Source organism: Campylobacter concisus, from assembly GCF_002165815.1.
GTDB lineage: Bacteria > Campylobacterota > Campylobacteria > Campylobacterales > Campylobacteraceae > Campylobacter_A > Campylobacter_A concisus_BH.
In genome coordinates this window covers 338,337-350,757 of sequence record NZ_NDYN01000001.1, presented here as the reverse complement: position 1 = coordinate 350,757, position 12,421 = coordinate 338,337, and the positions used below count along the sequence as shown (strand labels likewise).

Sequence of the window (12,421 nt, the reverse complement as noted above, 5' to 3'; positions counted from 1 at the left end):
ATGAAGGTTAAAATTTTATCTTTTGCTTTGATGGTTGCTATTTTTGGCGGCTGCTCATTTAACGGCTTTATGGGCGAGCCAACTAGCACATCAAACCGCAACGTAGTCATCCAAAAGGTCGATAAGGACGATCTTAGAGAGGTGATGAAAAAAGAGAAGATGATATATGATAGCGCTCCAAGAGAGACCACTTTTAGAGCCACAGGCGAGGGCATAGCTCCGCTAAATTCGCTCTCATATGCTCAGTCAGTCACTCTTGCAAAAAGAGCAGCGATGGCTGATGCTTATTCGCAGCTTGCAGGTAAGCTTTATGGCGTAAAGATCAACGCTGAAGACACCGTAAGAGACGCGATGCTAAACGACTCATCTATCACTTCAAAGGTTCAAGGTCTTGTTAAAAACGCAAGGATCGTGAATGAAAATTTCAAAGACGGGCTTTATAAGGTAAATATGGAGCTTAAGATAGACGAAGATAAGTGGCGCGAAGTCTTTTCTTACTAACGATACTTTTAAATTTCGCCTTTTGCCTGGAGGAGTTTATCTTCTGGGCGAAGGTCGATACGAAAAATCAAATAGTTGCCTTTGAAGAAATTTCATTTTCTAAGGCGATGACCCTTTCGCCAAATCCACAACCAAAATTTCTTTGCCAGATAGATGCTTTTAAAGATGAAAATATCACAACTCTTGTCTTTTTAAATTTACACAAAGATGAAATTTTTGACTGCTTTGCTTTAAAAAAAGTAATGATAAAAAATGAGCTAAATGTCAAAAACTCACAGGTCACAAATGCTTCAAATTTGAAAATTTTGCCAGTTAGATTTATGGTGGAATTTAAGCCAAAATCCGCTATCATCGGCACACTTCAATAAAAAAGAGATCAAATGAATATCGTCATAGTAGAAGATGACATCAATATGCGAAAGTCGCTTGAGATCGCACTTGGCGAGTGTGAAGAGCTAAACATCAAGAGTTACAAGAGCGCAGTTGAAGCTCTAAAAAAGCTAAGCGACGACACTGATCTAATCATCACCGACATAAACATGCCAAAGATGGACGGACTTGAGTTCATTAAAGAGTTAAACGGCAAATTTGACGTCATCATAATGACTGGAAACGCCACACTTAATAAGGCGATCGAGAGCGTTAGGCTCGGCGTGAAGGACTTTTTAACCAAGCCATTTGACGTCTCGACGCTATATGAGGCGATAAAAAGGGTAGAGGCGCTAAAACAAAAAACTCCAAAAAGCATAAAAAAAGTTGAAACTAAAAGCGAAAATAACGGCTTTTTAGCCAGCTCAAAAGCGCTTGAAGCTACGCTAAATATCGCGGTAAAAGCTGCAAGAACTGACGCTTCAATAATGCTTAGTGGCGAAAGCGGCGTTGGCAAGGAGGTCTTTGCTAAATTTATCCATGCAAACTCACCAAGAAAAGATGCGGCATTTGTCGCTCTAAATATGGCTGCGATCCCTGAAAATTTGATAGAAAGTGAGCTTTTTGGCTTTGAAAAGGGCGCTTTTACTGACGCTGCAACTACCAAAAAAGGGCATTTTGAGCTGGCAAATGGCGGAACGCTATTTTTAGATGAGATCGGCGAGATGCCTATAAATTTACAGCCAAAATTGCTTCGTGCCTTGCAGGAGCGCGAGATAACAAGGCTTGGCGCTACAAAAAGCGAAAAGATAGACGTTCGCATCATCTGCGCTACAAATGCAAATTTAGAGCTTGCGATGAGGGAGGGTAGGTTTAGAGAGGACCTTTTCTACCGCCTAAATACGATCCCGCTTTTCATCCCGCCACTTCGCGAGCGAAAGGATGAAATTTTACCTATCGCGCAGGATGCTTTGGACAAATGCTGCAAAGAGTATGGCTTTGAGGCTAAAAATTTCTCAAAAGCAGCCAAAGAGGAGCTTTTGAGCTATGACTATCCAGGCAACATAAGAGAGCTTATCTCAGTTGTGCAGCGTGCGGCGATACTAAGCGAGGGCGATGAAATTTTGCCAAAAGATCTATTTTTGCAAGCGAGAAGTAAGAAATAATAATAAATTTAAGTTTTTGGCTAGTAAAATTATGCAAATTAAGAAAATTAAAAGAAACCAAGGAGAGCAGATGAGAAAATTTAACGTAGCGGTTGTTGGTGCTACTGGAGCGGTCGGCGAAGAGCTTTTTAGAGTTATGGAGGAGGTTGATTTCCCAGTTGGTGAGCTTTTGCCACTTGCAAGCGCAAAGAGTGTTGGCATGGAGATCGAATTTAAGGGCAAACACTACAAAGTAAAAGAGCTAACCGAGAAAGTTTTTAGCGAGCACGAGATCGATATCGCATTTTTTAGCGCAGGCGGCTCAGTTTCAGAGAAATTTGCCAAATTTGCAGCTGATAGCGGCGCAGTAGTCATCGATAATACCAGCCATTTTAGGATGGATAAAGATATCCCGCTAGTTGTGCCTGAGTGTAACCCAAGTGACATTGCCATGTGGAAAAACCGCGGCATCATCGCAAATCCAAACTGCTCAACCATCCAAATGGTGCAAATTTTAAAGCCACTAAACGACGCTTTTGGCATCAACAGGGTCGATGTTTCTACCTATCAAGCAGCAAGCGGCGCTGGCAAAGAGGGCATGGAAGAGCTTGTCGTGCAGATGCAAAAGTTTTTTGAATTTAAGCTTGATGAGTGCGAGCCAAAGGTCTTTGCGCACCGCCTAGCGCTAAACGTGATCCCGCATATCGACGTCTTTTTGGACAATGACTATACAAAAGAAGAGATGAAAATGGTCAATGAAACGCAAAAAATTCTTCACAAAGATATCGAAGTGAGCGCTACTTGCGTGCGTGTGCCAGTGCTTAGAAGCCACTCTGAGGCGATCACTATCCACTTTGATAAGGACGTGAGCGCAGATGCAGCAAGAGAGGTTTTAAGTAAAGCTCCAAGCGTCGTTGTAGTCGATAATCCAGCTAAAAAAGAGTATCCGATGCCTACTATCTCAAGCGATACAAACGAGACTTATGTTGGTAGGATCAGGGTTGATAACTTTAGATCAAATGTGCTTCACCTTTGGTGCAGTGCCGATCAGATCCGTGTAGGAGCTGCGACAAATGCCGTCAGGATCGCACAAAAATGGATCACGATGCAGGAGTAGTTTTAAATTTATTTAGGCTAGAAAGGATCAAACTCTAGCCTAAATTTATCTTTGCAAGCTCGTCTAGCAAGTCTTGCAAAGTAACACTTTTTAGCTCATTTTCTAGGGCAGTTTGCGCTCTTAAAAAGTGCCCAGACAAAAGCTCTTCTATCCTGCCACCAAGCGGGCAGGCTTTGGGCGAGTCAGAGTGAATTTTAAAAAGTTTTTCTTTGTCGTTTACTGCGTTAAAAATCTCAAGTAAATTTATATTTTTTGGCTCTTTTGCAAGGCTCACTCCACCAACTCCAGCTGCGACATTTACGAGCCCTGCAGCCTTTAGAGTACCAAGCAGGCGTCTAACGATAACTGGGTTTGTGTTTATGCTACCAGCTATAAATTCGCTTGTAACCTTCTCATTTTCAAAAAATTTAGCACACAAAAGCGCGTGTATCGCAGTTGAAAATTTAATGCCAACTTGCATGATCGTCCTTAAATTTTTCGTGATTATACTTAAATTTTCCGCCAAAGACAGCCAGCTAAATTTGACTTACGAGCCTTCGCCAGCTGTCAAATTTATAAACTCACGCTCTCTCGCAGACCGCAGTGAAGCGCTTTTGGATAAATTTCTTATTTTTTAGCTCGTCAATGATCGCAAGCGCAAGGTCTGCGTAGCTTATGTAGCTCTCATTTTTTGAGTTTAGTATGAGATCATCTCCGCCAAGAACGTATTTGCCAGTGCGAGCGCCGTTTGCGTCGTAGTCGCCTGCTGGACTTACATACGTCCAAAGCACATTTGTGCTACCTTTTAGCTCAAAATATGACTCCGCCGTAGCCTTTACCACGCCCATATATGCCGCTGGGAAGTCTGGGGTATCCATTAGCATAGTGCCTTTGCTATCAACAAATAACGTACCAGCGCCGCCAACTACGATGAGCCTTGTGCTAGTGCCTTTTAGTAAATTTACTAGGTGAGCGGCCACTTTTTTGTGAAGCGGGAAAGTTTCTTCGCTCCATGCAGCAAATGCGCCGATAACCGTATTAAAGCCTGTTAGATCAGCTTTTGTAGGCTTAAAAATATCTTTTATAGATGACTTTTACGCCGTCGTTTTACTCTTTGTCTCTAACGATCGCCGAGTTTTGAAGCCATTTTTAGATAAATTTACGCCGCTTTTGCCGTTTGTGCCTAAGATTGCTATTTAAATTTTGCTTTTTAAATTTACAGCCAGCTTGGCTTTACGTCATCAACTATCACGCCGTCACTCATAGTATATTGCTCTAGGCTACCGCGTTTTGTCTGGATGCAGATCATTTTGATGCCGTTTTTGCCAGCTTTAAAGCACCTTTTGCCATCCGGATCTATGCGCACCGCGTCGCCTTTGCTTACTTTTATCACTTCGCCGTCGATAAAGAGCTCGCCATCGCCATCAGTGATGATGTAAAGCTCCTCATTTTGCTTGTGTACATGGACAAATGGCACGCTCACATTTGCCGCAAGCTCGTTTATAGATACTTCACAGCCAGTTAAATTTAAAGCCTCTTTTAGCTCGACCCTTGGCTCGTTTGCGATATTTGCAACCTGATAATTTTTCATTTTATTCTCCTTATTTTTTGTTGTAATATTTTTATTTACAACCAATGAGCGAAGTATAGTGATTTTTTGTTGTAATGTTAATAGTTACAACAAAAATTTTTCAAAATTTATAAATTTGAGCTAAAATTCGCAAAATTTTTAGGAGTAAATTTGCAAAATAACGCCTTTAAAACGCTAAAAGGCATAGCGACCGAGCACAATAAAAAGCTCATTTTGACCTTTGCCTTGGTGCTAGCAGAGAACGGACTTTTTCTAGCATACCCGATATTTGCGGGCTTTGCGATAAACGCAATCATGCAAGGCAATACGTTAAATGCCCTTATTTACGCACTTTTTGTGCTCATAGCGTGGCTTGTAGGAGCCATTAGGCGCCGCGTGGATACGCAAGTTTTTGCAAATATCTACGCAAAGCTTGCTGTAAATGTCATCATGAATGAAAAACAAAATGCCAAAGACGACTCCGCCATCATCGCCAGAGTAGCGCTCTCGCGAGAGTTTGTAAATTTCTTTGAGACGCATTTTCCTATGTTTTTTACATCGGTTATTTCAATCATCGGCTCAGCGTTTATGCTCATCTTTGTCGAGCCAAAGGTCGCTGTGGCGTGCTTTGTAGTGATGACCTTTTTTCTTATATTTTTACCAAGATATATCAAGAAAAATGACGACCTTTATCTTCGCTTAAATGACCGCCTAGAAAAAGAGGCAAAAGTGATAGGTGTTTTTAACAAAAGCACGCTAAATAGGCACTACGATGTCGTTTCTAAATTTCGTATAGCGATCTCAAACAGGGAGGCGATGAGCTATTTTATCATCGGCATTAGCGCTTCGCTACTCTTTTTGGTGGCGATAATAGTGCTAAGCTCGCAGCAGACAAACGCCGGCCACATCTACTCCGTGATGACCTATATATGGAATTTCGTCATCAGTCTTGACGACTCGCCAAAGCTCATCGAGGAATTTTCAAATTTAAAAGATATCGGTAAGAGGATCGACGCCTAAAAGAAGGATAATGATGCACAACAAGAGCGTTCTTAGAAATTCATTTTTTCTAATTTTCACGTTTATGATAGTTGAGGCCGTTTTTGGCTTCGTTTCAAACTCGCTTGCGCTTATTAGCGACGCATTTCACATGCTCTCAGACGCCGCGGCTCTCTTTTTGTCGCTGGTTGCTTTTAAGATCGCAGAAAAAAGGGCAAATTTACAAAAGACCTTTGGTTACAAAAGGGTCGAGATCATCGCCGCTTTCATAAACGCTATCGCTCTTATCGCGCTTGCTATCTTTGTCATAGTTGAAGCGATCATTAGGCTTTTTAACGAGCCAGAGATCAAAGCTGAGACGATGCTTTTTGTTAGTATTTTGGGGCTTGTGGTAAATTTAGTCGTGGCTATTTACATGCACAAAAGTGCTGACACAAAAGAAAATTTAAATATGAAAGGTGCTTATCTGCACGTGCTTGGCGACACGCTTGGCTCGGTTGGTGCCATCGTCGCGGCGCTTCTTGTGATGAAATTTGACTTCACGCAGGCTGATAGCATCGCAAGTATCTTTGTCTCGCTGCTTATCATAAAAAGTGGCGCTAGCTTGCTAAAAGATAGCTTTAATATCCTAATCGAAGCTGTGCCGCTTAAGCTTGATACTGATGAAATTTTAGGCGTTATAAAGGGCGTAGATGGCGTTAAAATCGTGCATGACCTGCATATCTGGGCGATAAATGCCGGCACAAATGCACTCATAGCCCATGTGGTGGTGGATGATATGCTAAGCGTGGCTGAAATTTCAAAGATGATAAAGCACATCGAACACGAGCTTTCTCACGCAGGCATCGGCCATGTCACGCTTCAGTTTGAGAGCGAGAACCTTGGACATAAAGACGATCTCATCTGCGAGCTAAAAAGCGCGCATAAAGACGAGCACTTTGGGCATCATCACTAAAATTTGACGCAAAAGGTTTAAATTTAATGTTTCGCATAAAAAATGAATATCTAATGGTCGTGGCTATGGGTTTGTTTTGCACTTTTATGGGCAGTGTCATAGTTCCTCTTATCGCAGTAAATTTTGTAGTAGCCTTGATCTGCGCTCTATTTTGTATGAAAAAGGGCTATATATTTATTTTGTTGTTAGGGTTAAATTTTGCTCTATATTTTAATGCCATAGATGCTCCGTTTGAACAACCAGAGCTTTGGACTTATTACGTGCCAGCGCTGGCAACTGCGACATACATGCTTAGTGCTTTAGTTTATGCTTCAGGTTTTCTTATTTTTTTGCCGCTTGTGGCTTACGCCTATTTTTTATATTCGCTTTGCGTTGTGCTCTGTGATCTGCGTAAAATTTTAAGAGCTAAATTTGAGCTTTAAATTTAAGCCTTGCTAGCCTAGCAAACTCATTTTTACTCAACTTTAACGATTTTTTTTATAAAATCGCCTAAAATTTAACTAGGGATTTCATGAAAAACATTAGAAACTTTAGCATCATAGCTCACATCGACCACGGCAAAAGCACGCTTGCTGACCGTCTCATTCAGGAGTGTGGCGCCGTAAGTGACCGTGAGATGAGCTCGCAGATCATGGACACGATGGACATCGAAAAAGAGCGTGGCATCACGATCAAAGCCCAGTCTGTCCGCCTAAACTACGCACTAAATGGGCAAAATTTTGTTCTAAATTTGATAGACACCCCAGGACACGTCGATTTTAGCTACGAGGTGAGTCGCAGCCTAGCTAGTTGCGAGGGCGCGCTGCTTGTCGTGGATGCTAGCCAGGGCGTGGAGGCGCAAACCATCGCAAACGTCTATATCGCACTTGAAAACAACCTAGAGATCATCCCAGTCATCAACAAGATCGACCTGCCAGCGGCTGATCCTGCTAGGGTAAAAGACGAGATCGAACACATCATCGGACTTGACTGCTCAGGAGCGATCGAAGTGAGCGCAAAAACAGGCGTTGGCATAAAGGAGCTGCTTGAAGCGATCATCATGAGGATCCCTGCGCCAAATGGCGACGTAAGCAAGCCTACAAAGGCGCTAATCTACGATAGTTGGTTTGACAACTACCTTGGTGCGTTAGCCCTTGTGCGTGTTTATGATGGTGAAATTTCAAAAAATGACGAAATTTTGGTCATGGGCACGGGCAAAAAGCATATCGTGCTAGACCTCATGTATCCAAATCCTATAGCTCCGATAAAGACTAAAACGCTTAACGCTGGCGAGGTTGGCATCGTTGTTTTGGGGCTTAAAAACGTTAGCGACGTGCAAGTTGGAGATACGATAACGCAGTCAAGAAATCCTCTAAAAGAGCCAGTTGGTGGCTTTGAGAGGGCTAAGCCATTTGTTTTTGCGGGACTTTATCCTATTGAAACTGATAAATTTGAAGATCTGCGTGACGCGCTAGATAAGCTAAAGCTAAACGATAGCTCCATTAGCTACGAGCCAGAGACCTCGGTCGCGCTTGGATTTGGCTTTAGGGTTGGTTTTTTGGGTCTTCTTCATATGGAGGTCGTCAAAGAGAGGCTGGAGCGTGAGTTTGACCTTGATCTCATCGCCACAGCGCCGACTGTGACTTATGAAGTCATCCAAACTGATGGGCTAAATTTAAAAATTCAAAACCCAAGCCAGCTGCCACCAGTCAATAAAATAGACTCGATCCTTGAGCCGTACGTGAAGGCTACTATCATCACTCCAAGCGAGTTTTTGGGCAACATCATCACGCTTTTAAACAACCGCCGCGGCATACAAACAAAGATGGACTACATCACGACTGACCGCGTTTTACTCGAGTATGACATACCGATGAACGAGATCGTGATGGACTTTTACGACAAGCTAAAGTCAAGCACCAAAGGCTACGCGAGCTTTGACTATGAGCCTAGCGACTACCGCGTGGGCGATCTAGTAAAGCTTGATGTCAAAGTGGCCGGCGAGACGGTCGATGCGCTCTCTATCATCGTGCCTGAGAGCAAGGCGCAGACAAAGGGCAGAGACTTCGTAAAGGCGATGAAAGAGATCGTGCCGCGTCAGCTCTTTGAGGTGGCGATACAAGCTAGCATCGGTAATAAAATAATAGCTCGCGAAACCGTAAAGTCAATGGGTAAAAACGTCACAGCCAAGTGCTACGGTGGCGATATCACGCGTAAGAGGAAGTTGCTAGAAAAGCAAAAAGAGGGTAAGAAGAGGATGAAGGCGATAGGAAAGGTGAATTTGCCACAGGAGGCGTTTTTATCTGTCCTAAAAATAGACTAGCGGTTTATCTTTTGTGCCCTTTTGAAAGAGTTAGTGAAATTTTGGCTTGATGAACTATATGTTCTATCCGCACCAAAATTTCACGTCACAGCTTTCAAAATCATCACAAAATATCTCGCCTTGTTATGAGGTGGCGATACTGCCGCATTTGGAGTCTCGCTTTGTCATACTTTGTTGTGACTAAAATTTACTCGGTCATTACCTATCATGGTAACTCCAGTCGTAAATTTTATCCACACCTCGTCTGACTTTGCGATACATCTGCCTGCGGATTGTTTTGGTTGAAAAATTTTTGATTAAAATTTAAGTGCTAAATTTACAAAAAGGAGTGCTATGCCGTTTGTGAAAATTTGCGTGACAAAAGAGGGTGATAGCCCAAGTGTGGAGCAAAAAGAGAAGATGATAAGCGGAGTTACAAAGCTAATAAGCGAAATTTTAGGTAGAAGCGCTCAAAATACCGTTGTCATTATCGATGAAATCGATACGAACAACTACGGCATCGCAGGCGAGAGCGTGAAAAATCTCCGCAAAAAACAAAAAGAGCAAAAGGAAGTGAAATGCTAAGAGCGACATTATTAGCAATTTTTGCAGCCGTCTTTCTAACTGGCTGCGTGGCAAAAGCTAGTCTTTGTCTATCGTGCGAGGGCATAGACGGCGTGCAAAGTGCAAGCATAAGTAGCGAAGATAAGACCTATTTTGAAGAGGTTATGAGGATCCCAGCTGACTGCAGTGCTTGCAGGGGCAGGGGCGATGGCGTCTTTATAAATGGCGTCAAGTATAGAAGCGACGTGGCGATAAACTGCTGCTTAGAAAAAAATATGATCGACATAAATGTCGGGCTAAAGAAGGTCTATTTTCATAGGATCGTGGATGCTAGAAGCAGCGCAAGGTCGATTTACTATACAAGAGAAGATGGTAGCGGCGTAGTCTTTAACTCAAATCCACGTCTTGAAGTGCTCTTTTATATGTTTTTAAAACGTGAGCTAAATTCTCGTGGCATCGTAGTCGTAGATACGCAAACATCGCCTTATACATATAGGCTTGATTTTAGATTTGACGAGCTTAGAGGCACTTACTCTAGAAGCTCTGAAATTTTAAACGGGCATCTATATGGCGAGCTTGTGCTTTCAGATATAAATTTCAAAAAACGAATTCCTATCTCGACTAGACACCACGTGGAGGAGCTTGAGGCGTCAAGAAGCGGTCAGTTTGACTTCTTTATCGCGCTTTTAGTCAAGCAAGCTGCCATAAAAGTGGCTGATGAGATCACTAAACTTTGAAAGGAAAAATATGAGTAAATTTAAATTTCTAGCTATCTTTGGACTTTTTGTCCTATTTTTGAGCGGTTGCACTCCTACTCAGACAGTAGTTGCGTTTGATCCTTACAAAACTGCTGCAAGTCAGCAAGCTAACGGCCTTGAAGTCTATATAAGCGCGGTGCATGATAGTCGCAAAAACAAAAGCACTATCGCAACTATAACCGATGGCAGAGGCACTGTAAAAGAGTATGTCGTACTTCAAAACGATCTTGCGACTTACTTTAGCGACTCCCTTAAAAGAGAGCTTGCGGCACGTGGCGCAAATGTAAATGGCATGGGTGGCGTCGTGGTTGAAGTTTTCATAAACGAATTTGAAGCAAATATGAGCGGATATGGCAGCGACAACACAAAGGGCAAGATAAAGATCACTCTTAAAATCCAAAAAGGCGATCAAAGCATCATCAAAAATATCTCAAACAACCAAACCAAATTTGAGCTAGTTCGCACTGGCGGAGCATTTAAGCCATTCTTAACAGACATCATTAATGACGCTGTTAAGCGCTCTGCGATCGCTATCTTAAATAGCTGATGTTTTGTGCGTTTTGCAAGAGCTTTACGCTAAAGACATTTTGTAAAACCTGCTCGCAAATTTTAAGCGAGCCAAGCCCTTTGGTAAGAGAGCTGGAGGGCTTTAAAATTTATAGCTTCTACGGCTACTCTGAGATCAAAGAGCTCATCCACTCAAAGCACCACATGCACGGACTTTTTATATATAAAAATTTAGCCAAATTTGCATTTAAGAAATTTGCTGAAAATTTTAACTTTCCAGAGCAAATTTACGCCCTGCCGATAGATGATAGAGTGCATAATGGCTACTCTCACACAGCTATTTTGGCAAATGAACTTCGTGCTAAAAACCTTAAGCCAGTTTTTCACGCTCTGCATGCGACAAGCAGTGTTAGTTACAGTGGCAAGGAGCTTAAATTTAGACAAAATAATCCAAGAAATTTTAAAATTTTAAAAAAGATCACTGCGCCAGTTATCTTAGTCGATGACATCGTAACCACTGGCACAACGATACTAGAAGCTAGAGATACACTTCAAAAAACAGGCGTTGATGTGCTTTTTGCGCTTGTTTTAGCTGATGCTAGAAACTAGGCTTTATATGAAATTTAGCTTGAAATTTTATGCTTTAATAGTATTAATTAGCTATTAACTAAAGCTATTTTTTACCGATATAGTTTTAGTTAATTTAAACAAGGAGTTTTACCAAATGAAGAAAGTGGCAAATAAAATAGCACTCATTATCGTAGTGCTTTTAGTTGTCTCTTTGGCTGTATTTTCTACTGTAAGTTATACAAACACCAAAGAGAATATTTATGATCTAGCAAAGGGGTCTAAGACTTCAGCTTCAAAAGTTTTGCAGTTTTATATGAATGCATTTTTTGAAGATAAGGTTGCAACGGTTGAAAATTTCGCCAAATATCTTGAGTTGCATCCAGAAATTTTAGATGATAGAGAGGCTTTAAAAAAAGAGCTTATGACAGGATCGCGAGCGACTGATTTTTCTGAATTTTACTTTGCTTATGCAGAAGATGGTGCTGCTTATAACGCTGTGCTTGATGGCAATGAGCGTAAATTTATGGTTTTTGATCAGAAAAAAAACTATGATGCAAGAACTAGAAACTGGTATAAAGACGCTGTTGCAAAAGAGGGCATTATCTTCTCAGCTCCATACACTAGCTCAGCTGGCGGTTTAAATTTAACTATCGCTAAAAAGGTAGTAGTTGGCGGTAAGGTTGTTGGTGTCTTTGGTGGAGATATAGGTATAGATAAACTTGATGCTGAGCTTGACAAGATAAAACCAACTCCAAGTAGCGCGATAGCTTTATTTGATCTAGAGCATAAAAAGATAATTCATTTTGTTCATAAGGATCTTGTTTTATCTGATGCTAGCGAAGCTATGAAGATCATTGACGACTACTCAAACGAGTATAAGAAAAATGGAGATAAAACATTTACTTACAATCTTAGAGGCACAGAGAGGCTTCTTGCTTGCGAGCTTTACGATCAAGCAAACTGGCTTGTGTGCTCTGCAAACTCTTGGAGCGATTATGACGCAAGCCTTAGCAAAACACTTGTCTCACAAGTCATCTCATCAGTTATATTTATAATAGTCATCGTAGCGCTTCTTATATTTATCGTTAGCAGATCGCTTAAGCCAC

The 12,421-nt window shown here is 41.7% G+C and carries 15 protein-coding genes and 1 pseudogene; 13 read left to right on the top strand and 3 right to left on the bottom strand.

The features are described 5' to 3' along the window. The 4 genes from B9N65_RS01920 (at nucleotide 1) to B9N65_RS01905 (ending at nucleotide 3,132) form a co-directional block, all read left to right on the top strand. On the top strand, nucleotides 1-501 hold the full coding sequence (locus B9N65_RS01920) for an LPP20 family lipoprotein (protein WP_087582583.1): 501 nt from the start codon (nucleotides 1-3) through the stop codon (nucleotides 499-501). Then, nucleotides 477-869, top strand: a complete 393-nt coding sequence (locus tag B9N65_RS01915) for a hypothetical protein (RefSeq protein ID WP_087582582.1) — start codon at nucleotides 477-479, stop codon at nucleotides 867-869. The genes B9N65_RS01920 and B9N65_RS01915 overlap by 25 nt, the downstream gene beginning before the upstream one ends. 12 nt (nucleotides 870-881) lie before the next feature. Further along, nucleotides 882-2,036, top strand: coding sequence for a sigma-54-dependent transcriptional regulator (locus tag B9N65_RS01910; RefSeq protein WP_087582581.1), 1,155 nt, complete (start codon nucleotides 882-884; stop codon nucleotides 2,034-2,036). A 70-nt stretch (nucleotides 2,037-2,106) separates the two neighbouring features. Next, nucleotides 2,107-3,132, top strand: a complete 1,026-nt coding sequence (locus B9N65_RS01905; RefSeq protein WP_002939724.1) for an aspartate-semialdehyde dehydrogenase — start codon at nucleotides 2,107-2,109, stop codon at nucleotides 3,130-3,132. Nucleotides 3,133-3,166: 34 nt separating this feature from the next. On the opposite strand, the gene B9N65_RS01900 is transcribed toward B9N65_RS01905, so the two are convergent. The 3 genes from B9N65_RS01900 to B9N65_RS01890 form a co-directional block, all read right to left on the bottom strand. Further along, a complete protein-coding gene (locus tag B9N65_RS01900) occupies nucleotides 3,167-3,592 on the bottom strand; it encodes an Rrf2 family transcriptional regulator (protein WP_087582580.1) in 426 nt (141 codons plus the stop codon). A gap of 100 nt (nucleotides 3,593-3,692) precedes the next feature. Further along, entirely contained in the window at nucleotides 3,693-4,091 is a 399-nt protein-coding gene (locus tag B9N65_RS01895; RefSeq protein WP_087582579.1) for an NAD(P)-dependent oxidoreductase, read from the bottom strand. 236 nt (nucleotides 4,092-4,327) lie between these two features. After that, on the bottom strand, nucleotides 4,328-4,702 hold the full coding sequence (locus B9N65_RS01890) for a cupin domain-containing protein (protein ID WP_087582578.1): 375 nt from the start codon (nucleotides 4,700-4,702) through the stop codon (nucleotides 4,328-4,330). A 150-nt stretch (nucleotides 4,703-4,852) separates the two neighbouring features. Here B9N65_RS01890 and B9N65_RS01885 point away from each other — a divergent pair, with 150 nt between their 5' ends. The 9 genes and pseudogenes from B9N65_RS01885 to B9N65_RS11400 form a co-directional block, all read left to right on the top strand. Continuing rightward, nucleotides 4,853-5,701, top strand: a complete 849-nt coding sequence (locus tag B9N65_RS01885; protein WP_087582577.1) for an ABC transporter six-transmembrane domain-containing protein — start codon at nucleotides 4,853-4,855, stop codon at nucleotides 5,699-5,701. 13 nt (nucleotides 5,702-5,714) lie between these two features. Continuing rightward, nucleotides 5,715-6,635 carry a cation diffusion facilitator family transporter gene (locus B9N65_RS01880; RefSeq protein WP_087582576.1) on the top strand — a complete coding sequence of 307 codons (921 nt, stop codon included), beginning with the start codon at nucleotides 5,715-5,717 and terminating at the stop codon, nucleotides 6,633-6,635. A 26-nt stretch (nucleotides 6,636-6,661) separates the two neighbouring features. Continuing rightward, nucleotides 6,662-7,057 (top strand): transporter, encoded by a 396-nt coding sequence (locus B9N65_RS01875; RefSeq protein WP_087582575.1) that lies wholly within the window; start codon nucleotides 6,662-6,664, stop codon nucleotides 7,055-7,057. Nucleotides 7,058-7,146: 89 nt separating this feature from the next. Further along, nucleotides 7,147-8,937, top strand: a complete 1,791-nt coding sequence (lepA, locus tag B9N65_RS01870) for a translation elongation factor 4 (protein WP_087582574.1) — start codon at nucleotides 7,147-7,149, stop codon at nucleotides 8,935-8,937. Nucleotides 8,938-9,270: 333 nt separating this feature from the next. Further along, nucleotides 9,271-9,501 carry a 2-hydroxymuconate tautomerase family protein gene (locus B9N65_RS01865; RefSeq protein WP_009294206.1) on the top strand — a complete coding sequence of 77 codons (231 nt, stop codon included), beginning with the start codon at nucleotides 9,271-9,273 and terminating at the stop codon, nucleotides 9,499-9,501. Further along, nucleotides 9,495-10,217 carry a membrane protein gene (locus tag B9N65_RS01860; RefSeq protein WP_012001473.1) on the top strand — a complete coding sequence of 241 codons (723 nt, stop codon included), beginning with the start codon at nucleotides 9,495-9,497 and terminating at the stop codon, nucleotides 10,215-10,217. Before B9N65_RS01865 ends, B9N65_RS01860 begins: the two co-directional genes overlap by 7 nt. A gap of 10 nt (nucleotides 10,218-10,227) precedes the next feature. Beyond that, nucleotides 10,228-10,785 (top strand): YajG family lipoprotein, encoded by a 558-nt coding sequence (locus B9N65_RS01855; protein ID WP_087582573.1) that lies wholly within the window; start codon nucleotides 10,228-10,230, stop codon nucleotides 10,783-10,785. After that, nucleotides 10,785-11,354, top strand: coding sequence for a ComF family protein (locus tag B9N65_RS01850; RefSeq protein WP_087582572.1), 570 nt, complete (start codon nucleotides 10,785-10,787; stop codon nucleotides 11,352-11,354). The genes B9N65_RS01855 and B9N65_RS01850 overlap by 1 nt, the downstream gene beginning before the upstream one ends. A gap of 115 nt (nucleotides 11,355-11,469) precedes the next feature. Further along, nucleotides 11,470-12,273: pseudogene (locus B9N65_RS11400) on the top strand (cache domain-containing protein); the annotation flags it as partial. Between the last annotated feature and the right edge of the window lie 148 nt (nucleotides 12,274-12,421).